This window comes from Enterococcus villorum, assembly GCF_007990225.1.
GTDB lineage: Bacteria > Bacillota > Bacilli > Lactobacillales > Enterococcaceae > Enterococcus_B > Enterococcus_B villorum.
In genome coordinates, this window is record NZ_BJWF01000011.1 from 22,619 (window position 1) to 46,501 (window position 23,883).

The window sequence follows — 23,883 nt, forward strand, 5'->3', positions numbered from 1 at the left end:
AATTCATTACTCCTTATCATATAATTGATTCCTATTTTCATTGATTGCAGCCAATAGCCGCTGTTTTGTTTCTTCTACTGTGACACCTTCTAATTGGGTCGCCGCATTGGTAAAATGCCCTCCACCGCCTAAGGATTCCATAATCACCTGAACATTGATCGTACCAGAACTGCGGGCACTGATTCCCACAAGTCCATCTGTGCGTTTGGTAATGACAAACGCACCATTGATATTGATCATTGACAAAAGCGTATCGGCCGTTTTTGCAGCGATCACACTATTGTACTCTTTTTCATCGGTACCTGCTGCCACAACAATATCTGAAGTCACATATTCGCTTTGGGCAATCAAGTGGCTAATTTCCAAATAGGTTTCTAAATCTGAACTCAATAAATATTGTACTAGGGAAGCATCCGCACTACAAGACCTTAAATAGCTTGCAACGTCAAAAGTTCGTGCAGTCGTTCTGACGTTAAAGCTATTGGTATCGACAGTCATACCTGCAAGTAATAGCGTCGCCTCAAAACGATCAAGCCGATTGGTTCGATTACTTTGGTACTGGATCAGTTCAGTTACCAATTCAGAAGCAGAAGAGGCGGAAGATTCGATATAAGTTAATAAAGGCTTACTTGGAAACTCCTCCCCACGTCGATGATGATCAATAATGACAATTTTATCAAATTGTTCATATAGGCTCTGTGAGATTGATAGCGATGGTTTATGGTAATCAACCATTACAAGTAAGTCCTCTTCTTTTTTTAGTTCCATCGCTCTTTTTGGCGAGATTAACTGCGCTTCTAGTTCCGGATGTTTATGGATCTCTTCTAGACAACGTTCTACGTCTGGAATAATTTCAGTTTCATCAAGTACAACATATGCCTTCTTCTGATTGAAACGAGCTAAACAACTGACACCAAAAGCAGAGCCAATCGCATCCATGTCAGGAAATTTATGTCCCATGATAAAGACGTCCCCAGTTTCATCAAAAATTTTACGAAGCGCTGTGCTCATCGCTCGTGATCTCACTCGCGTTCGTTTCACTGATTTCGCTGATTTACCACCATAATAAACCGGTTTGGCTCCCTCACGCAGTTCTTTGACTACGACTTGGTCGCCTCCTCTCACTAAAGCAATATCAAGGTTATTTTGGGCTTCACTACCAATTTCAGCCAGTGACTCTTGTCCGTAAGCGATCCCCATACTTAACGTAATCGGTAAATTTTGTCTTTCAGCTTCTGCACGCAAGCGATCCAATAGGTCAAACTTCTTGTCCATCATTTTTTTTAAATCAGCCATCTGTGATACAAAGAAAAAACGTTCTGCATTGATACGCTTGAAAAAGACATGATATTCATTCATCCAATCAGAAACCAGCGTAGTAATAAACGAATTTAGATAAGAAATTTCTTTATCATCTAATTTGTCAATTGCATCGGCATAATTATCAATTGAAACAATTCCAATAACTGGTTGGATATTTATCTGATGCAATTTCAATAGTTGATTTTGCGTAATATCATTGAAATAGATGACACCTTTTACTGTATCCATTTCAAATTGAAAGGTTTTATCTGCAAGATATACTTGTTTTTTCTTTTTTTCTTTCGCATTAAAAAAAACTTCCAATAATTCTTCTTCTGTTAACCCACTTTGATCTTTAATTGTTAATGCTAACGGGTTTAACCATTCGATTTTTTGGCTTGTAGGCTGATAAGCAATTACACCAACTGGCATAACTTCTGATACATATGCAAGATTCGTTTCAGCAACCGTCGAAGCCTGTTGAATTTTTTCTCGGTTTTTTATCGTCAACCACTGTTTTAATTTAAACCAATAGCGGATCCCTAATAAATTCAATAAAAGAATGACCAAAGCGCTAACAAAACGAAATGGTGTAAATAAGACAACCAGTACTTCAAACAGTAGGAACAAAAAAATGAAGAGAGGTCTAGGGGTCAAGTTTTCTTTTTCTTTTTCCATTGTTTTCCTCCCATAATTGATTAGTTTCATTCTACCATAACACACATCATTCAAGCGACTAAACCAGTGTTTGAACTTTCAGTTAACAACTTATTCAAGCAAGGAAATCAAAGATGGAAACAGTACTCCATAATTCAGAAGTCAGTAAAAAGTTGAGTGAATTATCTTTTTTATTCGAAAGTAAAAACTAGATAGAAGCTACTAAAAATTGATTCATTTTTCGTTATTTAAGTGATCTTGCAAATAAAATACCTATCAATTTTATCCATATAAAAGGTCCAATCGTTAGTTAATAAAAAATAAAAAATGAGCCTCTGATTACAAGAATCATTGGCTCATTCATTGTTTCAATTAGTCTTCGCTTACGAAAGGTAGTAAGCCCATGATACGTGCGCGTTTGATAGCAACAGTAATTTTACGTTGGTTTTTAGCGCCAGTACCTGTTACACGACGTGGCAAGATTTTACCGCGTTCTGAGATAAATCTTTTTAGTAATTCAATATCTTTATAATCGATATATTCAATATGGTTAGCAGCAATATAGTCTACTTTACGACGTTTACGTCCGCCTCTTCTTTGTTGTGCCATTCTATTTCCCTCCTATCAAATTCGTTTAGAATGGTAAATCATCGTCTGAAATGTCGATCGTTGAACTTGAACCAAATGGGTCAGAATTATCACGATCAAAATCAGGCATACCGTTGGATGATTGAGATGTTTGATTATAGTTATTACTTCCGCCAAAATCATTTGTCGATTGACCAGAGCTTTGGTAACCGCCACTTTGTTGACGATTTTCAGATGCAGCACGACTTTCCAATAATTGGAAGTTCTCAGCAACTACTTCTGTGACGTATACTCTTTGTCCTTGTTGATTATCATAAGAACGAGTTTGAATGCGTCCAGTCACGCCTAAGAGAGTTCCCTTACGTGCATAGTTTGCTAATGTCTCTGCTGATTTACGCCAAATCACACAATTAATAAAGTCAGCCTCACGATTGCCGTTTTGACTAGTAAAATTACGATTAACAGCTAAAGTAAACGTTGCTACTGCAGTGCCACTTGATGTATATCGCAAATCCGGATCTTTAGTTAGACGTCCAACTAGTACAACATTATTAATCAAAAAGATCATCTCCTCTCATCGTTTTTCTATTGTTTCACATGAAACAATAAATTAAGCTTCTTCTTTAACAATCATGTGACGAATAATATCGTCATTGATTTTAGCTAAACGGTCAAATTCATTGACTGCGTTAGCTGATGATGGAGAAGACACTTTAACGATGTGATAGATACCTTCACGGTAACCGTTCATTTCATACGCTAAACGGCGTTTTTCCCAATCTTTAGATTCTAGAACTTCCGCTCCATTATCTTTTAAGATTGCATCGAAACGTTCGATTAAAGCAGTTTTTGCTTCTTCATCAATGTTTGGACGAATAATGTACATGATTTCATATTTCGTATTTTCCATTGATTTTCACCTCCCTATGGACTTTCGGCTCTTAGATTCCCAAGAGCAAGGAGAGTTTTCTAATAAATTAGACTACTCACAAGCTTTGATTATACACGCATGTCACTAAAAAAGCAAGATATCAAAAAAAGAAAGGGAAATTCGATTTTTTGATCGTTTCTCCCTTTCTTTTTTGTTTTCTAGGTTTTTCTCATCTACTATTCTTCTGGTTGATCTGGTGATATTTCGCCGACAACTTCTGTCGAATTACCTATTTCTTCCGTTGCTTCTGGTTCAACTGCCGCCATTGTGACCACTTTCGTATCAGCTTCCATCTTGATTAAGCGCACGCCTAATGTAGCACGTCCTGTCTGAGAAACGGTGGATACATTAAATCGAATGATGACCCCTTTATCGGTAATGATCATAATATCTTCTTTCCCAACTACCGTTGCTAATCCAGCGAGTGGACCATTTTTTTCAGTGATATTGGCAGTCTTGATTCCTTTACCACCGCGTCCTTTCACTGGATACTCAGTGACTTTCGTTCGTTTACCGTATCCTTTTTCAGTAATAATTAAGACTTCATGATCTTCGTTCATTAAGGCAGCGCCCACTACATAATCATCTTCTCTCAAACGAATGCCTCTAACACCAGATGCTGTTCGTCCCATATCACGAACGGCTTCTTCTGCAAACGTGACCGAGTAGCCATTATGAGTACCAATAATAATATTCGACTTGCCGTCTGTAAGTAGGACATTGACTAATTCGTCCTCTTCTTTTAAGCCAATCGCAATCAATCCATTACTTCTAATATTCGCAAATGCTGTGACTGTTGTTCGTTTAACAGTACCTTGACGAGTAGTAAAGAAAAGATAGTGTCCTTCTTCTGCTTGCCCAGTTACAGCAATGATTGCTTGGATTTTTTCGCTAGAGTCAATTCCAAGTAAATTAATAATTGGAATCCCTTTGGCTGTTCTCCCATATTCTGGAATTTCATATCCTTTTGCACGATAAACTTTTCCGTTATTTGTGAAGAACAATAAAGTGTCATGGGTTGAACAAGAAACGAGATTTTTGACAAAATCATCATTATGAACGCCCATTCCTTGGACACCACGACCTCCACGGCGTTGAGCTCTAAATTCATTATTTGCTAGACGTTTGATATAACCATTATTCGTTAATGTAATAACGATTTCTTCTTCCTCGATTAAATCTTCATCTTCAAGACTTAATACTTCACCAACGAGTAGTTCCGTACGGCGCTTATCACCAAAACGTTGATTCAATTCAGCGAGTTCTGTTTTGATAATTTCTGTCACGCGTTCTGGTCTGGCAAGGATGTCTGTTAAATCTTCAATCAAACGCAATAATTCTTGGTATTCATTTTCAATTTTCTCACGTTCCAAACCAGTCAAACGACGTAAACGCATATCTAAAATCGCTTGTGCTTGACGATCGGATAATTCAAAACGTTCAATCATTGTTGATTTTGCTTCATCATCCGATTTAGAACCACGAATAATCGCAATAATTTCATCAATATGGTCTAAGGCAATCCGTAAACCTTCTAAGATGTGTGCACGTGCTTCTGCTTTTTCTTTTTCAAAGATTGTACGGCGAGTGATGACTTCTCGTTGATGTTCGATATAATTTTCAAGTATTTGTTTTAAACTTAATACTTTAGGAACACCCTTTTCAATCGCCAACATATTAAATCCAAATGAATTTTGCAAAGAAGTTAGTTTATATAAATTATTTAAGATAACTGATGCACTTGCATCACGCCGAATATCAATAACAATACGCATGCCTTCACGAGAAGATTCATCTCGTAAATCTGTGATACCTTCAATCCGTTTGTCTCGGTGTAATTCAGAAATACGTTCAATTAATTTTGCTTTATTCACCATATAAGGAAGTTCTGTAACGATAATACGTTCTTTTCCATTAGGCATTTCTGTAATTTCTACTTTTGCACGAACAGTAATGGAACCTTTCCCTGTTTCATAAGCTCGACGAATACCAGATTTCCCCATCACCAGTCCACCTGTTGGAAAATCTGGACCAGGTAGGACTTCCATTAATTCATTCGTCGTCACCTCTGGATTATCCATTAATAAATCAATCGCCGCTACTACTTCAGATAAATTATGAGGGGGAATATTTGTCGCCATTCCGACCGCAATTCCGGTTGTACCATTCACTAACAGGTTCGGAAAGCGTGCAGGAAGTACAATTGGCTCTTTTTCTGTGTCATCATAGTTACTTTGAAAGTCTACCGTATTTTTATTAATATCACGTAACATTTCTGTTGCAATTTTACTCATCCGAGCTTCGGTATACCGCATGGCCGCTGCTCCGTCTCCATCGACAGAACCAAAGTTTCCGTGACCATCGACAAGCATATAACGATAGCTAAATGGTTGTGCCATCCGTACCATGGATTCATATATGGCACTGTCTCCATGAGGATGATACTTACCCATAACATCCCCAACAATTCTGGCAGATTTTTTGTGGGCTTTATCTGGTGTCACACCTAATTCATTCATCCCGTATAAAATACGTCGATGCACGGGTTTTAAACCATCTCGAACATCCGGTAGTGCACGAGCTACAATAACACTCATCGCATAATCGATGAAGGAGTCTTTCATTTCGCTAGTTAGATTGACATCATGGATGTTCTCTCTGATTTCTTCACTCATCTTTTTTCCTCCTTCATGACTATATATCTAAGTTTTTCACGTAATGGGCATTTTCTTCAATAAAGGCACGACGAGGTTCTACTCTGTCGCCCATTAACATTTCAAAAATTTGGTCAGCTGCAATCGCATCATCGACACTGACACGCGCCATCATACGTTTACTTGGATCCATCGTTGTTTCCCATAGTTGGTGATCATCCATTTCACCCAACCCTTTATAACGTTGTACACTTGGTTTTGGTGTCGCTGGAAGTGAAGCTACTACTTGCTTCAAATCTTCCTCAGCATTTTTTCCTGGCTGTACATACGTGATTTTTTTTCCTTGTTTCACTCCGTATAAAGGAGGTTGCGCAATATAAACATAGCCTGCTTCCACAATTGGACGCATGTAACGATAAAATAACGTCAACAATAATGTACGGATATGTGCACCATCGACATCGGCATCCGTCATAATGACTAATTTATGGTAACGTGCTTTTGAGACATCAAAGTCTTCACCAAAGCCTGTGCCCATCGCCGTAAATAACGAACGGATTTCTTCATTGGCAAGTATTTTATCCATACTTGCTTTTTCGACATTCAAAATTTTCCCACGGATTGGTAAAATTGCTTGAAATTGTCTGTCTCTTCCTTGTTTTGCAGAACCGCCGGCAGAATCTCCTTCGACGATGAATAATTCGCATCTTTCTGGATCATTGCTTGAGCAATCTGCTAATTTACCAGGGAGATTGCTGATTTCCAGTGCTCCTTTTCGTCTCGTTACTTCACGCGCACGTTTAGCAGCTAAACGTGCTTTAGAAGCAAGTAACCCTTTTTCTATAATTTGGCGACCGACACTTGGGTTTTCTAACAAGAATTTCATGAAATGCTCACTGAATAAACGATCCGTTACAGTTCGTACTTCTGAATTACCAAGTTTTGTTTTTGTTTGGCCTTCAAATTGAGGGTCCGGATGTTTAATAGAAATAACAGCTGTCAATCCTTCACGAACATCTTCTCCAGTGAGGTTGTCATCATTTTCTTTCATTAATTTTTGTTTACGTGCATAGTCATTAATAACACGTGTCAAAGCTGTTTTAAATCCTGATTCATGTGTCCCACCTTCATAAGTATGGATGTTATTGGCAAAACTCATGATATTCGAATGGTACCCATCTGTATATTGCATAGAAACTTCTACCGTGATGTCTTGTTGTTCGCCTTCTAAGTAAACAGGCTCTGGAAAAATAACTGTTTTATTGGCGTTTAAATATTCAACATAGCTCTTAATTCCACCATCATAATGATATTCTTTTATAACAGGGGCTTCTTCGCGCTTATCTTCAATCGAAATTTTCATTCCGCGATTTAAGAAAGCTAACTCACGGACACGTGTTGCTAGCTTGTTAAAATCAAAAATCGTCGTCTCCGTAAAAATCTCTGGATCAGGCGTGAAATGAACAGTTGTACCATGACGATCAGTTTGTTCAATAATCTTTAAATCATCTACCACAGCACCACGTCGGTATTCCTGATAATAAACATTTCCATCTTTATAGACTCTCACATCCAATTGAGTAGAAAGTGCATTAACAACAGAAGAACCAACGCCGTGAAGACCACCTGATACTTTATAGCCTCCTCCGCCAAATTTCCCTCCTGCATGCAACACAGTAAACACCGTCTCCACTGCAGGACGACCAGTCTTCGCCTGAATATCAACTGGGATTCCTCGACCATCATCAATTACCGTAATGCTGTTATCTTTTTCAATCACTACTTGGATTTTTGTTGCAAATCCTGCTAGTACTTCATCGATTGAATTATCAACAATTTCCCATACCAAGTGATGTAATCCTTCCGAACTTGTGGAGCCAATATACATACCTGGACGTTTTCGAACGGCTTCAAGTCCTTCAAGAACTTGAATTTGACTGGCATCATATTCTTTTGCGCGTTCGATTAAACTTCTTTCATCTGCCATTTAGCTTTCTTCTCCTTTTATTTCCCCTTGCTGAACATAAAAAACTTCTGGTTCAACGGTCATTTTATTTTTTACATGATCAAGAGTCGTCGTTGTTAAGAACGTCTGTACTTTCCCTTCAATTGTGTTTAATAAGTGTAGCTGTCGATTGTCATCTAATTCACTCATCACATCATCAAGTAAGAGGATTGGATATTCTCCTGTTTCCTCTTTGATCAAATCAATCTCAGCCAATTTGACACTTAAAGCGGTGGTTCTTTGTTGTCCTTGAGAACCATAAGTTTGCACATTTTTCTGATTGACGAAAAAAGAAAGATCATCACGATGTGGTCCAATCGTTGTCGTTCCACGAAACATATCTTTCTTTTTATTTTGATTCAACAACTCTAAAAATTGTGTCTGGATTTCTTCTTGTGACTGCGTGTTTAAAGAAGAAAACACAGTAACATATTCAATCTTTAACTGTTCTTTTTCCTGTGTAATCTGTTGATGCAATGTGTTCGCCCAAAATTCCAACCTTTGAACAAACTGTTCTCTTGCTTTCAGCACTTTACTACCAAAATCAGCCAGCTGTTCAGATAAGATATCTAGATAAAGTAAATCTGTTTGCTTTTTTTCATTTAGTTGTTTCAAGTATTGGTTTCTTTGTTTTAAGATTCCTTGATATTGCACCAAATCGTAAAGATAAATTGGATTGATTTGTCCCAATTCCATATCAAGAAATTTTCGTCTGACTTGCGGGCTACCTTTCACAAGCGAAAGGTCTTCTGGTGCAAACAATATGACATTTAATTGCCCAACATAGCTACTTAATTTTTTCTGTTCAATATAATTAATTTTTGTCTTGCGACCTTTTTTTGAAAGTAAAATTTCTAAAGGGATTTTAGAGGAACCTCTGCTGACTTCTCCTTGAATCAATGCTTGTTCTTCTGACCATCCAATTAATTCTTGTTCACTACTTGTACGGTGACTTCTAGTCATAGCCAAGACATAGATGCTTTCTAAAAGATTCGTCTTACCTTGTGCATTTTCTCCCAAAAAAATGACAAGATTTTTAGAAAATTCGATCTGCAATTCCTGATAGTTTCGATAATTTTTTAGATAAAGCTTATTCAGCCTCATTATCATTTATTCCTTTTTTTACCATAAAAAAAGTCCCTACTTCTGGAACTTCAACCATCATGCCGGGATAAAGTTTTCGTCCACGACGATTCTCCGGTTCGCCGTCTACCAAGACAGTGTTTTCAGCTAAATACCATTTTGCTTGTCCACCACTGCTAATAACTGTGACTTCTTTTAGCATTTGACCCAACGTCATAAATTCTGTATTTAGAATGACTTGTTGTTTCAATGTTCATCCCTCATTTTCATTAATAAATGTATACTCTATTATACCTTTTTTTAAGGAAGAAAACAAATTTATCCATATATTTTTCCATATGAGACGATTTAAGCGAAAAAAGGTGATTTAAACAAAAAGAAACAAAAAGCCTTAAAATTGATTTTATGGCTTTTTGTTTCTCTTTTTTGTTTTTTCATTTTCTTTTCATATTCAAGAAAAGTTCGTTTAATTTGTACGTACTGGTGTGATCAATTGAATAAATTGTTCGCCTTCTTCTGTTGGTTCTAAGGTAAACGGGCGGATAGAGGAAATAAATTTCACTTTGATACTCATGTCTCCAAATGCACGTAATGCAGCTTTCATGTAATCTGGATTAAATGAAATATCTAAAGGATCGCCACTACTTGCTACATAATTTAAACTTTCTTCTACTTTTCCGATTTCAGGTGAGTTTCCATATAAAACCACTGCATCAGATTGGATAGATAAACGAACGATATTGTTACGACCTTCATGAGACAACAAGGAAGCACGTTCAATGGCTGCAAGGAAACTTGGAACAGAAAACTCAACTTCTGTATTAAAACTTGAAGGAATCAGACGATTGGTATCAGGATAGTTTCCTTCCAACAAACGAGAATAGAAATACATATTTTCTGTTTTAAAAAGCACTTGATTCTCCATAATGCTGATCTCAACAATTTCTTCTTCGTTGACTAAAGAACGAGAAAGTTCAGTCAAACTTTTTCCTGGAATGACAATATCAAATTGATCAGCTGCTTGTTCTACTGGAATCACTCGTTGGCTTAAACGGTGTGAGTCAGTCGCTACAGCCAAAAGAGAATTATTTTCTAAAATAAAATGAACTCCCGTCAGAATTGGACGGCTTTCATGCTGAGAAACAGCAAAAACTGTTTCATTGATTAATTTTGTTAGAACATGAACAGGTAATTTCATTTGATTATGACTTTCAATTACAGGCAAATGAGGATAGTTCTCTGCATCTAACCCATTGACTAAAAAGTTTGCTTTTCCTGAAGTAATAGCTACTTGTTTGTTTTCTAAAACTTCCAAAGTGAAGGTATCTTCAGGCAATCGTCGAATGATTTCACTAAAGAAACGAGCCTGTAATACGATTGAACCAGTGGATTCAATTTGCATTTGAGCTTTTTCATTTTCGACAGACAATAAGGTTTCAATAGAGATATCTGCATTGCTACCTGTCAGAGTTAATCCTTCTTGTGTCAAAGTAATTTTTACTCCAGTCAAAATGGGAATGGTTGTTTTACTTGAAATAGCTCGCTGAACAGTTTGCAGTTCTTGCATAAAACTTGCGCGGTTTAAAGTAACTTTCATAGGAACTCTCCTTTAGATTATTGATTTATTATTAGTTAATATAAAATAATAAAAGTATTAGGTACTGTTGATTCTGTGGAAAACTAGGAAAACGTAAGAAATAAAAGAAAAAACAGCTGTGGAAAAGGTGTGCATAACTTTTGCTCTTTTTTTCTTTTTATCCACAAAGCGTTTTTTCGTTTTTTTAATTAATTTAGAAGAAAATTTTTGATTTCCGATATCTCGTTTTGCATGCTGACACTCGATTCAATTAAGTGTTGGATTTTTTCATGAGCATGAATCACTGTTGTGTGATCTTTGCCTCCAAATTCGGCTCCAATCTTTGGTAAAGAACTATCGGTTAATTCTCTGGCTAAATACATAGCAATTTGTCTGGGTACTACAATTGTTTTTACTCGTTTCTTTCCTTTTAGATCCTTTAATTGGATATGGTAATATTTTGCTACTTCTTCTTGGATCTGTAAGATAGAAAGCTGTGGATGCCCTTTGCCAGATTTTAGCGTTTTTAGTGCATCAGCTGCTAGACTAGTTGATATATCTTCACTATTCATTGCTGCAAATGCTTGTACTCGAACCAATGCTCCTTCTAATTCACGAATATTGGAATCAATCTGACCAGCAATATAACTAAGTGTATCATCAGGAATTTCTAAACGTTCAGCCGCCGCTTTTTTCCGTAAAATAGCTGTTCTAGTTTCTAAATCGGGTGGCGTGATGTCTACGGATAGCCCCCAAGCAAAACGAGAAACTAAGCGTTCTTGTAATTTTGGTATCTCATTTGGTAAGCGATCACTGGTTAAGACGATTTGTTTTCCTTCATTGTAAAGTGCATTAAAAGTATGGAAAAATTCTTCTTGAGTGGCTTCTTTTTCAGCAAAAAATTGAATGTCATCTACTAGTAAAAGATCAACATTTCGGTATTCTTGGCGAAATTCTTCCGCTGTTTTGTTTTGGATCGAGTTAATAAAATCATTGGCGAATGTTTCACTACTAACGTATTTGACCTTTGCATCAGGCTGGCTTAATAGCATTTGATGTCCGATTGCATGCATTAAGTGTGTTTTACCAAGCCCGACACCACCATAAAAGAATAAAGGATTATAAATAGAGCCGGGATCTTCTGCTACAACTAAAGCTGCAGCATGTGCCATTTGGTTACCTTTTCCAATAACAAAAGTGTCAAATGTGTATTTAGAATTTAACATCGCCTTTTTTATTGGATTAGCTATAGAGATTTTTGGACTTTTTATTTCTTCAACGATTTCTTGCTCGACTTCATCACCCGTGACAAAACGTGGGATGATCTCTTTTCCTGTTAACATATAGCCAACTTCAACAATTTTTGTTGTCAGGTTTTTTTCCCAATATTCTTTGTGAATTTTACTTGGGACTTCGACCACTAATTGACTCTGATCCAGCGAACGAGGATGAGCAGTTTCAATCCACGTATTATAACTCGCTGGAGAAAGATCTTTTTGATAATTTGTCTTTAATTCGTTCCATAAAGCATCGAGGGATACCATATAAGGCTTCCTCCTTCATTAAAAAGTGAATAACTAGTACTAATTTATCATTTTTCTTTATAGTTTTCCACAGAAAGAAAGGAAAAAATTTTTTATTTACAATTATCCACAAAATTAAAAGGAACAAATAAAGAAAAAATCACAACGAGGAAAAATAGTTATCCACATGAGTAATTAACAGGTGGATAATTAGGAGAAATGTAAAGATTTACTTATGTGACTGTGGATAAAAAACATGAATTTATCAATAGTTTTAAGCGTTAATTCACAAGAAAATAGGAGGTTGTGGATTATTTTTTTTACAGCTGTTTATTCTGTGTAAAAAGGGGGTGTTTTTCGTTGTGGATATTTATTGTGTATAACTTTTTCCACAACGAAATCACACGCGAAAAAAAAGAATTGTGGAAAAACGAAAGGATCATTTTGAGAAGTTTCCTTTTATTTTATATTGACAAAATAGCTCATTTGTCGTTATACTATCAAAGTATGTCTGTGTTTAAACAGTAGATAAGAAATTTTGGAGGTGGAATACATGAAAAGAACATACCAACCAAATAAACGTAAACGTCAAAAAGTTCACGGATTCCGTAAACGTATGAGCACTAAAAATGGTCGTCGTGTTTTAGCTAGTCGTCGCCGTAAAGGAAGAAAAGTTCTTTCAGCTTAAGCCACTGGGGTTACAGTGGTTTTTTTTATGTCCTTTTTTAGGGAAATGATGAACGAACAACAGGAATATGTTATGATTATGGACGTAAGTGAGAGATAGTAAAGGAAAGAAAGCGAATGAAAAAAGCGTATCGAGTGAAGAAAGAACGAGAATTTCAAAACGTATTTCATACAGGGACATCATTTGCCAATCGTAAATTTGTTGTTTATCGATTAGAAAAAAAAGAACAGCCGCATTTTCGTGTGGGGCTTTCAGTCGGTAAAAAAGTAGGCAATGCTGTGTACCGTAATGATGTAAAGCGTAAGATTCGTGCGGCGATCTATTCTATAAAAGATAGGATCGATCCGGAATTGGATTTTATCGTGATTGCAAGACCAAGTGTCAAGGGACTAACTTACGATGAAATTCGTTCCAATCTAGTCCATGTCTTAAAACTTGCAAAAATAATCGATAGAGAGGAAAAGAGTGAGTGAAGAAATACAAACGTTTACTTTTAATGGCAGGCATTATTAGTTTAGTCATCGTCTTGTCTGGTTGTGGAACTGGGGAAGTAAGTGCACAAAGTACAGGAATTTGGGATCGCTACATCGTTTATTATTTTGCAGAGGCGATTAAGGCGCTGTCTTTTGGTAATGCAGGAATTGGGATTATTTTGTTTACTTTAATCATTCGTGTGATCTTAATGCCTTTGATGCATTTTCAAACAAAAAGCATGCGAAAAACCCAAGAACTTCAACCCAAACTAAAAGCACTGCAACAAGAATACAGCTCAAAGGATCCTGAAACACAAAGTAAATTACGTGAGGCACAGCAAAGATTGTATGCTGAAAACAACGTCAATCCCTATGCTGGATGTTTACCGTTATTAGTACAGATGCCGATTTTGATGGCGTTATGGCAATCTATTTCACGGGTACCAGAATTAAAACAAGGTCATTTTTTATGGTTAAACCTAGGAACAGCTGATCCAACGTTTATTTTACCAATTCTTGCCGCAGTATTTACCTTTGCAAGTACGTACTTAAGTAGTATGAGCCAAATTGAATCCAATGCGTCAATGAAGATCATGAATTTTGCTATGCCGGTGATGATCTTAGTCATGGGGGTAAATCTAGCAAGTGGTCTGTCCTTGTACTGGGTAATATCAAATGCTTTTCAAGTCGTGCAAACGCTCATTATTAATAATCCATTTAAAATTAGAAAAGAGCGAGAAGAAGAAGCACAACGTATTCGTGAAAAAGAACGAGCATTGAAAAAAGCAATGAGTCCAAAGAAAAAACGTAAAAAATAAGGGAGGGAATGCTAATGCCGATTTATGAAGCTGCGACAATTGATGAAGCGCTCCAACTTGGGTTGAAAGATTTAGGGTTGGATAAAGAAGAAGTAGAAATCGAAATACTTGATGAAGGCAAGAAGGGATTTCTTGGAATTGGACGGAAAAACGCCCAACTTAAGATAGAACCTTCTATTAGTGAGACTATTTCAGAAGCAATTGAAGAAACGGTGGAAGAAGTTTTAGAAGAACCTTCAGAAAAAACTTTAGAAGAAACTGAAACAACAGAAACAACAGAAACCTTCATTGAAGAAAAATCAAAAGAAGTGCAAGAAGAAGTAAGTGAGTTAGGTGATGAAGCAGCTTTAACGGAATTAGCAGTCTATCTGACGAACATTACGAAACAATTGGAAGCTCCTGCATTAGTAAAAATAAAGCGAGAGACAAATCTCATCGTTTTTCAATTAGAAACGCAAAAACAGGGGATTTTAATTGGGAAACATGGAAAAACATTAAATGCATTACAGTATTTAGCACAAGTTTTTATCCATCGTATGGCCAAAAATAAATTATCTGTGGTTGTGAATGTCGGGAACTACCGCGAAAAAAGACAAGAAATTATTCAACGTCTGGCAGATCGTACCGCCGAAAAGGCAATTCGAACTGGACAACCGGTATTTTTAGAACCGATGCCCGCTTTTGAAAGAAAACAAATTCACGCAGTTTTAAGTAAGAATGAATATGTTAAAACTCATTCTGAAGGGGATGAACCTTATCGTTACCTTGTTGTAGAGCCTGTTAAAAAGCGTCTAACAGTAAGTGACGATTTAGGTTAACAAAGGATTAAACATTGACAAACTTTTTTAAACAAAGTATATTTTAGTAGAAATCATTCTTATCGGAGTATACGATGTTTAAGTAGTCTTACTTTGGTACAAGAAAGCGCATGAAGCCTGGCTTCATGCGCTTTTTTTGTATAATTATTTTTAAAAATTTGAGGATTGTTTCAGTAAAGACTTGAGAGAAAAATACAGAGTGTCAACTGAGGCTTTCTTCGCTTTTTGATGAGCAGTATAGTTGTTGTTTCCATTATCTTATAAGTTTGGTCACAGATGTCCATTTCAAAAATAAAAATTGACTTACCTGAAAAAACTTAAACTTATTGTTTTTTATTTCATTCTAATGGGTACATATGCCTAAATAAACTAACCTCAAGGCCTGATAACTAAGGTTTTTGAGGTTAGTTTTTTCGTGTATGAATAACGGAATTAGCTTGTTTTTTGTTAGATAACAATTTATATGTCACAAAGTACCAAATAGCAACGACATACTTTTCAAAAAAGTGAAGGAAGTGTGACGTAAATGCTTGATTGGAAAACAGTAGAGGATGCATTAAAAAAATATTATCAAACAAATGATGAAGCGATTTTAGAATTAATGATCAAAAAATTAGACCCTTATATCAAAACTTGCGCACATAATTTTGTATTTAAAGCACGATCGAATGGTGTATTCATTCCCTTTGAAGATTTTTATAGCAATCTTATGCTTGCCATTTGGCAGGGAATAGAAGACTTTAGAAATATTCGTACCTCTACTTTTAAAAATGTGGCTTTAAGAAGGATTTTCATTGCTGAGAAAAAAACTTGGAATCAATACAAGAAAACAGGAAATAAAAAATTTGATAAAAACGGAGTAACTTATGGAGTGACAAGATGGGAAGAACTTGAAACATTGAATAACAATACACAGTACACCATCTATGACAACGCAGAGGTTTTTATTGAAGAAAAATTATTAATAGAAAATTTTAAAAAATTAGACCCTTTTAAAGGAACTTTTATTGAACTTCTTTCTTTAGGTTACTCACCTAAAGAAATTTGTCTCCTTCTAGGAATTAGTCAGACTTATGATGCTAAGACAAGGAAAAAATGTCAGCGAATTAAAGAATCTTTTTTGAAATATATCTCTTAGTCTTTCATTTCTTTTTTGTCACAAAAATTAGAAATGATAGACATATAAGACGTGTATGGAAATCACTAATTAGAAAAAGAAAGGGGGAAAGAGCCGATAAAAACAATCGAAAGTATTTTATAAAGAAAAAACAAGTGATTTATTGCACAATATAAATTTTGAAAAAGAGGAGAATTTAATCATGACAACAACTGCAGAACAAATGCTAAATGAAGCAAGAAAATACGTAGGTGTGGTACAAGGATCGGATGAACATCATTCCATTGTTAATACGTATAACAGTATTAAGCCATTGCCACAAGGTTATCAGGTTACCTATTACGATGATTGGTGTGATACATTTGTAAGTTTTCTAGCGATAAAAACTGGTGCGACAGATTTAATCGGAAGAGAATGTGGAGTAGAGCGACATATTCAAATTTTTAAAAAGCTAGGGATTTGGATTGAAGATGGAACCATCATTCCAAAACCTGGCGATATTATTACATTTGCTTGGAGTAAAAATTTTCAACCAAATAACGCTTGGGGCGATCATATCGGTATTGTAGAAAGTGTTATAGGAAATATAATTACCACAATTGAAGGGAACTCAGGAAGTTCAGTTCGTCGAAATACTTACAGTGTCGGGAATGGCTATATCCGTGGTTTTGCACGCCCTAGCTACTCTGGTTCTGGAAGCTCAGTATATAATTCTGGATCATTAGTAAATGCAGGTTATACTCTTACCCAAAACAATATCCGTCTGGTGATAGAACATGCATTAAAATACAATATAAAACCAAGCTTTTTAATTGCCCAAATGTTTATTGAAAGTCATTGGGGGGATCCAAATACATCAACGGTAGGAAGCGTGGATAATAATTGGAGTGGAGTATCAGAACCATTTACCGCACCAAGTGATCTTGGGATTAACATGCGTAGAGGGACAGCTCGTCCAGTTGGAGAAGGAGGATACTATGTCCACTTTGAAACAATGAATGACTACTTCAAAGCTTATACATTTATATTATCTAAACGAAATGGATTATATAATGTTGAAGGAAAAACAATGATTGAAGAATTTTGTAAAGGATTGTTTCGTGTGGGCGGGGCATCGAGTGATTATGCTGCTACGGGTTACGATAATTACCGTAATTTGTTAATTCCAACTTACAACGCCCTCGAAAAACAAAATCCAGGTAAATTAGAGGCGATTGATAGTAGTACGACTGGAATAGTAGACCCAGAAATTAATAATCCAGGGACAAATGAAAGTTTTACTAGAATCAACGAGATCGGTACTTTTTATCCTAATACAACATTGAACGTGCGTGATTATCCAAGTACAAAAGGAAATATTTTAGCCCAGTATACAAGCGGAGATAGCTTTGTGTATGATTCCTATGTGATCAACGATGGTTATGTTTGGTTGAGTTATATTGCTTATTCCGGATTACGACGTTATGTAGCGTGGCGAGTAGAGGGGGGAGAAACTTTTGGAACGATACCAGGAGGAGCTACCGGTGATTTTGAACGTATTCCTGAAAGTGGACAGTTCTTTCCAGCTATGACTATCAATGTGCGTGATTATCCAAGTACAAAAGGGAATATTTTAGCCCAGTATACGAGCGGAGATAGCCTTGTGTATGATTCCTATGTGGTCAATGATGGTTATGTTTGGTTAAGTTATGTTGCTTATTCTGGATTGCGTCGTTACGTGGCATGGCGAGTACAAAATGGTGAGACATTTGGAACCATTGAATAGCGAATAGTTAAACGAAACCATGTTTAAATAAATAGAAGGCTACGGAACTAAAAATTCCTAGCCTTTTTTATTACTGGACAGATGAATACTAATAGAAGTTAACTTACTCAGGCAGAAAATTTTGACATCATTCAGTGATTCAAATCATAACTTTTTCAGGAGTAAAAAACCTAAGATTTCTCAAAAAAGTTTAGAGAAATCTTGGGTTATGATAGGAAGAGGTCAAAAAAGTTGAAGCGCTAAACGGATAAACTTTGCTTCGTTATCCTATTTACTTTATTTTATCAGAAATATATTAACCAATGGTGGTTTGGACAAATTGAATGACTGTACCATAGGCAAAGAGTTCTAATAATTGTTTATTGTCGCGAGTACGTTGCTGGTATTCAAAGTGACAATTAATTACGGCATTTGCACCATATTCTAGCGCTTTCTTTTTTAATTTACGTTTTGTTGTTAAAAATAGATCTTCTGTCTTAAAGTTTGGATCACATAAGTCAGCTTCAAAACATTCAACGACAAAGGCAATATCACGCACGATGTATTTTTGGTTGATATTTCCTGTAGATAAAGTGACCTCATCAATTCTTGAATCATTCTCCTCGTGGAATGCGGTAGATTTAAACTGATTCATCATTCCTCTCCTTTCAAAAGTAATCTTGTAGGTAGCGTTACCATTTAAGTTTACCTTTTTTTTATAAAAGAGAAAAGATGAAGTAAAAAAAGTGTTCGATTATTTCAAAATTTGAAAAAAAAAGGTGAGGATAATTAATCAATAAAATTTCTTTGTTATAGATAATTAAAGTAAAATGAGTTAAACAGTTCTTATTTTTAGAGGAAATAATAGTTCTTGTTTTTTTATGTTGTTTAGCTCTCATGATAACACTATTGGATAATTGGTTGGAAAACTTTAGACAAAGAAAAAGCGGATGATTGGTCACACTAAATGAAAAAAAAGAGTTAGAAAGGAAGAGAAAATGAAGTGGGATTGTTAAATAAGCAGACAGACAAAAAGATAAAAAAGTATCAAGAAAAAGTAGAGAAATCAAGGGAAAAGTATAAGAAAAGTCCAGAATACCCGTTGCATATGAGTAGTGTTTTTTTACAACATTTGAATTTGATGTCTAATAATATGGGCGAAACAGAAGGTTTTGGTCCTCATTTTATTATTGAATGGATGGATTTATACAAAAAAATGACTCAAAAACATCCAGAAGAATTTGCTCATTTAAATATACAGAAGACTCAAAACTCATTACAAAAAAGTATCGAATGTTCCTGTGACTCTCGATTAATAGATGTTTATATCAAGAATCTGAAAAACGATCAAGCAGATAGCTTTCTGGTCATACCGATTACGCTTAAGATCACACAGGACAAAGGGGATCAATTTCATGGAGTAAGTGCGATTATTACAAAAGAGCAAGAGAAAATTCTTGTCAGCATTTGTGATAAGGCGGGATATCTTCTAGAGGATATAAACGAAATATACATAAATAAGGAACAGAAACAAATAAAAACTATTTATCAGTATAAATTTGATGCTACAAAGGAAAATATTAAGCGAATTACAAAAGCTTTACGTATAGGAAGAGGACATATTAAGGGGTATGATATTTTCAATCTTTTTTCAACCTATAAAAAAGACCGCTATCCTATAGTAAAGCTTGGTAAACATGCAACTGAAAAAGAATTTATCAATACTGTCGGTACTTCGCAATATTTGCAAGGAAACTGTCATATTAATAATCTGGATGCTGCTTTAAGATATCTGCTAGCTCCAAAAGAGAAGACATCAATAGATCCTTTCTTTACCGCAAAAATGGATTCAGGTTGGCGAGATAAATTTAAAGAATTATTTTTAAAAGAAATTGAAACTTCGAATTTTGAAAAGAACCTAAATAAAAATGATATGCTGAATTATCTAACGAAATCTTATGAAAAATATAGTGAAGAAAAAAAACAATTGGAAATTATCATTGATAGAAGTAAAAAAATTAATACAAAAATGAAAATTAGAAAATCTGAGAGTAGACAGATTAATCAGGGAATCTCTGAGATTTACAAAGGAAAGAAACCAAGCCATATGCCTAAAGTAAACCAAATTTTTGGGAACCAATCCAGATGCTAGAACTTGAGTGTATAAAAGCCGGCTTTTTTTGCTGTTGTAATGAAGTATTGCTAGAAAAATTTTTACGAAGGAGCTTGTCTGGTTGTTTTAAGATATAAGTATGGATAATCACAAAAATTAAATGATTAACCTGTCCGATTTAACTCAAAAAAATAGTTTTTTTTTCAGCAGAACACTTAGAAAAAAAGCATGATACACTCTTAAAGTTATTTTACTCATGCTGTAAAAAGACTTGATTCCTTTTTATAGATATGATAATCTATGACCAGAATTTAATCGAGAACAAGCAGTCAAAGTGCGAAGTTCACCATTTATTGCAAAGGGTGAAGTGGGCACTTTTTTTGTGCGTAAAATCAAAAAGGAGTGAAAAGATGGCTGAGATTACTTTAGAATTTGATACGATTGCTGCAATCTCTACACCGCCAGGAGAAGGCGCAATTAGTATTGTCCGACTTAGTGGTGATCAAGCAGTAGCGATAGCCGATAAAGTATATCGTTGTGGCAAGAAAAGCTTACTTGAAGTACCTAGTCATACCATTCATTATGGTCATATTATTGATCCAAAAACACAACAATTAGTGGATGAAGTCATGATTTCAATTATGCTAGCACCAAAAACGTTTACTCGTGAAGATGTGGTAGAAATCAATTGTCATGGTGGGATTGTCGTTGTCAATCAAATATTGCAACTATTATTGCGTGAAGGTGCAAGACTTGCTGAACCTGGTGAATTTACGAAACGTGCTTTCTTAAACGGCCGGGTGGATCTCTCTCAAGCAGAAGCTGTGATGGATTTGATTCGGGCAAAGACAGACAAAGCAATGGGATTAGCTTTAAATCAATTAGATGGCAATCTATCTTCTTTGATTCGTTCATTAAGACAAGAAATCTTAGAAACGTTAGCGCAAGTTGAAGTAAACATTGATTATCCTGAATATGATGATGTTGAAGAATTAACGACAAGGTTATTACTTGAAAAAGCAACAATGATCCAACAGCAAATTCAACAATTACTTGCGACTTCGAAACAAGGAAAAGTGCTTCGTGAGGGCTTAAGTACCGCAATTATTGGGCGACCTAATGTAGGAAAGTCTAGCTTATTGAATCATTTACTACAAGAAGAAAAAGCAATCGTGACCGATATTGCTGGAACGACTCGTGACGTGATTGAAGAATACGTCAACGTGCGCGGTGTACCATTAAAATTAATTGATACAGCAGGGATTCGTGAAACAGAAGATGTTGTTGAACGTATCGGTGTCGAAAGAAGTAGAAAAGCATTATCGGAAGCTGATTTGGTTTTATTGGTCTTGAATCAAAGTGAGTTATTGACAAAAGAGGATGAACAATTATTAGAAGCGACAAAAGGATTGAAACGGATCATTCTTTTAAATAAAACAGATTTGCCTCAAAAATTAGAAAAAGAAAAACTAGCTCAGTGGGTAGCTAATGACCCTGTATTTGTTGTTTCGGTAGCCAAAAATGATGGGTTAGATCAATTAGAACTAGCAATTTCTGACTTATTTTTTGGTGGTCAAACAGGCGAAAGAGATGCCACTTATGTATCTAATACCCGACACATTGCCTTACTTGAAAAAGCCGCTATTTCCTTAGAAGAAGTCATTTCAGGAATTGAATTGGGAATGCCAGTTGATTTAGTGCAAATTGATATGACACGTTGCTGGGATTATTTAGGTGAAGTCGTAGGAGACAGTGTGCAAGATGAATTGATCACTCAGTTATTCAGTCAATTTTGTTTAGGAAAATAAAAGGAGGAAACTTTCTTGAATCATTATCAAGCAGATGCCTATGACGTGGTCGTTGTTGGTGCAGGACATGCAGGTTCAGAAGCCGCATTAGCAGCAGCTAGAATGGGCGCAAAAACACTATTATTAACCATTAACTTAGATATGGTTGCTTTTATGCCTTGTAATCCTTCCGTAGGTGGTCCAGCAAAAGGTGTCGTCGTGCGAGAAATTGATGCGTTAGGCGGAGAAATGGGCAAAAACATTGATAAAACTTACATTCAAATGAGAATGTTAAATACTGGTAAAGGACCGGCTGTACGGGCTTTAAGAGCACAAGCGGACAAACATGCATATTCAGCAGAAATGAAACATACAATTGAAAAAGAACCTAATTTGACACTTCGTCAAGGAATCGTTGAAGAGTTAATCGTCGAAGAGGGAATTTGTCGAGGTGTTGTGACATCAACAGGTGCTAGCTATCGTGCAAAAGCAGTCGTTATTACTGCTGGAACAGCTTTGCGTGGGGAAATCATTATTGGTGAATTGAAATATTCTTCTGGACCGAATAATTCGCAACCATCTGTTGGGTTAGCAAATAATTTAAAAGAGTTAGGTTTTGCGATTGATCGATTTAAAACTGGGACTCCGCCAAGAGTTAAATCGAGTACAATTGATTACTCAGTAACAGAAGAACAACCTGGTGACAAAGAACCAAACCATTTTAGTTTCAGTACACCAGACAGTGCTTACAACTTAGAACAAGAATCTTGTTGGTTGACTTACACAGGTGAGACAACGCATCAAATCATTCGTGATAATTTACATCGTGCACCAATGTTTACAGGAATCGTTGAAGGTGTAGGGGCTCGTTATTGTCCATCGATTGAAGATAAAATTGTTCGTTTTGCTGATAAACCACGCCATCAATTGTTCTTAGAACCAGAAGGATTGCATACCGAAGAAGTTTATGTGCAAGGTTTATCCACCTCTTTGCCTGAAGATGTTCAAGTAGATATGCTTCACTCAATTGCAGGACTAGAAAAAGTTGAAATGATGCGTACTGGTTATGCGATTGAGTATGATGTTGTGGAACCACATCAGCTACGCCCGACACTAGAAACTAAAGTTATTGAAAATCTTTATACAGCCGGACAAACGAATGGCACAAGTGGTTATGAAGAAGCAGCAGGTCAAGGATTGATTGCAGGAATTAATGCAGCCTTGAAAGTACAAGGAAAAGAACCTTTAATCGTGAAACGCAGTGATGGTTATATCGGGGTCATGATCGATGATTTAGTTACAAAGGGGACAAATGAACCTTACCGTTTATTAACCTCTCGTGCCGAGTATCGCCTATTGTTACGTCATGATAATGCCGATTTACGTTTGACTGAAATGGGTCATCAAGTAGGTTTGGTTAGAGAAGACCAATACAATGCTTATTTGGAAAAGAAAGTAGCTGTTGAAGCAGAGATTAAACGTTTGATGAATGTGCGCATTAAACCGACAGAAGAAGTACAAGCATTCTTAACACAAATTAATGCTGCACCATTAAAAGATGGGGTATTAGCGAGCGACTTTTTAAAACGCCCAGAAATCAGTTACAGTGATTTATTAAAATTTATTCCAGAAAATGAAGAACTAACGGCTAAAGAAATTGAGCAAGTGGAAATTCAAATCAAATACGAAGGGTACATTAAAAAAGCCCTTGAAAAAGTAGAAAAACTGAAACGAATGGAAGCCAAGAAAATACCAGAAAATATCGATTACGCAGCAATCAACGGTTTAGCTACCGAAGCCAAACAAAAGTTACAAAAAATTCAACCAGAAACAATTGCCCAAGCCAGCCGTATTAGTGGCGTAAATCCTGCTGATTTGAGTATTTTGATGGTCTACATCGAACAAGGCAAGATTGCGAAAGTCGAAGTGTAAAGTATTGATACGAACGGATTCTTGAGAATAAATGAGTCCTTATCGTATCGACTGACTCCGTTTTTGACTCCGTA

General features: G+C 36.0%; 20 protein-coding genes. 9 read left to right on the forward strand and 11 right to left on the reverse strand.

Features of this window, described 5'->3' with window-relative positions:
* Positions 1–6: 6 nt before the first annotated feature.
* The 10 genes from EVI01_RS05995 to dnaA form a co-directional block, all read right to left on the reverse strand.
* Complete coding sequence (locus EVI01_RS05995; RefSeq protein WP_010750860.1) at positions 7–1,980, reverse strand: DHH family phosphoesterase; 1,974 nt, start codon at positions 1,978–1,980, stop codon at positions 7–9.
* 351 nt (positions 1,981–2,331) lie between these two features.
* Complete coding sequence (gene rpsR / locus EVI01_RS06000; RefSeq protein WP_002288370.1) at positions 2,332–2,568, reverse strand: 30S ribosomal protein S18; 237 nt, start codon at positions 2,566–2,568, stop codon at positions 2,332–2,334.
* Positions 2,569–2,593: 25 nt separating this feature from the next.
* Positions 2,594–3,106, reverse strand: coding sequence for a single-stranded DNA-binding protein (gene ssb, locus EVI01_RS06005; protein ID WP_010750861.1), 513 nt, complete (start codon positions 3,104–3,106; stop codon positions 2,594–2,596).
* A 51-nt stretch (positions 3,107–3,157) separates the two neighbouring features.
* Positions 3,158–3,457: a 30S ribosomal protein S6 gene (gene rpsF, locus EVI01_RS06010; protein ID WP_010750862.1), complete on the reverse strand. Its 300-nt coding sequence runs from the start codon at positions 3,455–3,457 to the stop codon at positions 3,158–3,160.
* 197 nt (positions 3,458–3,654) lie between these two features.
* Positions 3,655–6,153: a DNA gyrase subunit A gene (gyrA, locus tag EVI01_RS06015; protein ID WP_010750863.1), complete on the reverse strand. Its 2,499-nt coding sequence runs from the start codon at positions 6,151–6,153 to the stop codon at positions 3,655–3,657.
* 19 nt (positions 6,154–6,172) lie between these two features.
* Positions 6,173–8,119 carry a DNA topoisomerase (ATP-hydrolyzing) subunit B gene (gyrB, locus tag EVI01_RS06020; protein WP_010750864.1) on the reverse strand — a complete coding sequence of 649 codons (1,947 nt, stop codon included), beginning with the start codon at positions 8,117–8,119 and terminating at the stop codon, positions 6,173–6,175.
* Positions 8,120–9,241 (reverse strand): DNA replication/repair protein RecF, encoded by a 1,122-nt coding sequence (recF, locus tag EVI01_RS06025; RefSeq protein WP_010750865.1) that lies wholly within the window; start codon positions 9,239–9,241, stop codon positions 8,120–8,122.
* Positions 9,228–9,470 (reverse strand): S4 domain-containing protein YaaA, encoded by a 243-nt coding sequence (yaaA, locus tag EVI01_RS06030; protein WP_010750866.1) that lies wholly within the window; start codon positions 9,468–9,470, stop codon positions 9,228–9,230. The genes recF and yaaA overlap by 14 nt, the downstream gene beginning before the upstream one ends.
* 216 nt (positions 9,471–9,686) lie before the next feature.
* The gene (gene dnaN / locus EVI01_RS06035; RefSeq protein WP_010750867.1) at positions 9,687–10,817 is read right to left on the reverse strand and encodes a DNA polymerase III subunit beta; all 1,131 of its coding nucleotides are present in this window, start codon (positions 10,815–10,817) and stop codon (positions 9,687–9,689) included.
* Between the two features lie 188 nt (positions 10,818–11,005).
* Positions 11,006–12,340, reverse strand: a complete 1,335-nt coding sequence (gene dnaA / locus EVI01_RS06040; RefSeq protein WP_010750868.1) for a chromosomal replication initiator protein DnaA — start codon at positions 12,338–12,340, stop codon at positions 11,006–11,008.
* Positions 12,341–12,872: 532 nt separating this feature from the next.
* Here dnaA and rpmH point away from each other — a divergent pair.
* The 6 genes from rpmH (at position 12,873) to EVI01_RS06075 (ending at position 17,998) form a co-directional block, all read left to right on the forward strand.
* Positions 12,873–13,007 carry a 50S ribosomal protein L34 gene (gene rpmH / locus EVI01_RS06050; protein WP_002293121.1) on the forward strand — a complete coding sequence of 45 codons (135 nt, stop codon included), beginning with the start codon at positions 12,873–12,875 and terminating at the stop codon, positions 13,005–13,007.
* Positions 13,008–13,123: 116 nt separating this feature from the next.
* Positions 13,124–13,480, forward strand: coding sequence for a ribonuclease P protein component (gene rnpA / locus EVI01_RS06055; RefSeq protein ID WP_010750869.1), 357 nt, complete (start codon positions 13,124–13,126; stop codon positions 13,478–13,480).
* Positions 13,477–14,298 (forward strand): YidC/Oxa1 family membrane protein insertase, encoded by an 822-nt coding sequence (locus tag EVI01_RS06060; RefSeq protein WP_010750870.1) that lies wholly within the window; start codon positions 13,477–13,479, stop codon positions 14,296–14,298. Before rnpA ends, EVI01_RS06060 begins: the two co-directional genes overlap by 4 nt.
* A 14-nt stretch (positions 14,299–14,312) precedes the next feature.
* A complete protein-coding gene (jag, locus tag EVI01_RS06065; protein ID WP_010750871.1) occupies positions 14,313–15,116 on the forward strand; it encodes an RNA-binding cell elongation regulator Jag/EloR in 804 nt (267 codons plus the stop codon).
* 526 nt (positions 15,117–15,642) lie between these two features.
* Positions 15,643–16,254, forward strand: a complete 612-nt coding sequence (gene bacL2 / locus EVI01_RS06070) for a BacL2 family protein (protein WP_010750872.1) — start codon at positions 15,643–15,645, stop codon at positions 16,252–16,254.
* 181 nt (positions 16,255–16,435) lie between these two features.
* Complete coding sequence (locus EVI01_RS06075; RefSeq protein WP_010750873.1) at positions 16,436–17,998, forward strand: SH3 domain-containing protein; 1,563 nt, start codon at positions 16,436–16,438, stop codon at positions 17,996–17,998.
* Between the two features lie 295 nt (positions 17,999–18,293).
* On the opposite strand, the gene EVI01_RS06080 is transcribed toward EVI01_RS06075, so the two are convergent.
* A complete protein-coding gene (locus EVI01_RS06080) occupies positions 18,294–18,632 on the reverse strand; it encodes a heavy metal-binding domain-containing protein (protein ID WP_010750874.1) in 339 nt (112 codons plus the stop codon).
* Between the two features lie 348 nt (positions 18,633–18,980).
* Here EVI01_RS06080 and EVI01_RS06085 point away from each other — a divergent pair, with 348 nt between their 5' ends.
* The 3 genes from EVI01_RS06085 to mnmG all read left to right on the forward strand — a co-directional run bounded on the left by EVI01_RS06085 (position 18,981) and on the right by mnmG (position 23,809).
* Positions 18,981–20,129: a hypothetical protein gene (locus EVI01_RS06085; protein WP_010750875.1), complete on the forward strand. Its 1,149-nt coding sequence runs from the start codon at positions 18,981–18,983 to the stop codon at positions 20,127–20,129.
* A gap of 371 nt (positions 20,130–20,500) precedes the next feature.
* Positions 20,501–21,898, forward strand: a complete 1,398-nt coding sequence (gene mnmE / locus EVI01_RS06090; RefSeq protein WP_010750876.1) for a tRNA uridine-5-carboxymethylaminomethyl(34) synthesis GTPase MnmE — start codon at positions 20,501–20,503, stop codon at positions 21,896–21,898.
* A gap of 15 nt (positions 21,899–21,913) precedes the next feature.
* Positions 21,914–23,809, forward strand: coding sequence for a tRNA uridine-5-carboxymethylaminomethyl(34) synthesis enzyme MnmG (gene mnmG, locus EVI01_RS06095; protein ID WP_010750877.1), 1,896 nt, complete (start codon positions 21,914–21,916; stop codon positions 23,807–23,809).
* The last annotated feature ends 74 nt before the right edge of the window (positions 23,810–23,883 follow it).

Bases quoted from the DNA above. Each gene is read 5' to 3' on its own strand.
- rpmH (WP_002293121.1), top strand. From the start codon at position 12,873: ATGAAAAGAACATACCAACCAAATAAACGTAAACGTCAAAAAGTTCAC.
- dnaA (WP_010750868.1), bottom strand. From the start codon at position 12,340: ATGGTATCCCTCGATGCTTTATGGAACGAATTAAAGACAAATTATCAA.
- recF (WP_010750865.1), bottom strand. From the start codon at position 9,241: ATGAGGCTGAATAAGCTTTATCTAAAAAATTATCGAAACTATCAGGAA.
- jag (WP_010750871.1), top strand. From the start codon at position 14,313: ATGCCGATTTATGAAGCTGCGACAATTGATGAAGCGCTCCAACTTGGG.
- EVI01_RS06075 (WP_010750873.1), top strand. From the start codon at position 16,436: ATGACAACAACTGCAGAACAAATGCTAAATGAAGCAAGAAAATACGTA.
- mnmE (WP_010750876.1), top strand. From the start codon at position 20,501: ATGGCTGAGATTACTTTAGAATTTGATACGATTGCTGCAATCTCTACA.
- EVI01_RS05995 (WP_010750860.1), bottom strand. From the start codon at position 1,980: ATGGAAAAAGAAAAAGAAAACTTGACCCCTAGACCTCTCTTCATTTTT.
- rnpA (WP_010750869.1), top strand. From the start codon at position 13,124: ATGAAAAAAGCGTATCGAGTGAAGAAAGAACGAGAATTTCAAAACGTA.
- rpsF (WP_010750862.1), bottom strand. From the start codon at position 3,457: ATGGAAAATACGAAATATGAAATCATGTACATTATTCGTCCAAACATT.
- EVI01_RS06080 (WP_010750874.1), bottom strand. From the start codon at position 18,632: ATGAATCAGTTTAAATCTACCGCATTCCACGAGGAGAATGATTCAAGA.
- bacL2 (WP_010750872.1), top strand. From the start codon at position 15,643: ATGCTTGATTGGAAAACAGTAGAGGATGCATTAAAAAAATATTATCAA.
- gyrA (WP_010750863.1), bottom strand. From the start codon at position 6,153: ATGAGTGAAGAAATCAGAGAGAACATCCATGATGTCAATCTAACTAGC.
- dnaN (WP_010750867.1), bottom strand. From the start codon at position 10,817: ATGAAAGTTACTTTAAACCGCGCAAGTTTTATGCAAGAACTGCAAACT.
- gyrB (WP_010750864.1), bottom strand. From the start codon at position 8,119: ATGGCAGATGAAAGAAGTTTAATCGAACGCGCAAAAGAATATGATGCC.
- rpsR (WP_002288370.1), bottom strand. From the start codon at position 2,568: ATGGCACAACAAAGAAGAGGCGGACGTAAACGTCGTAAAGTAGACTAT.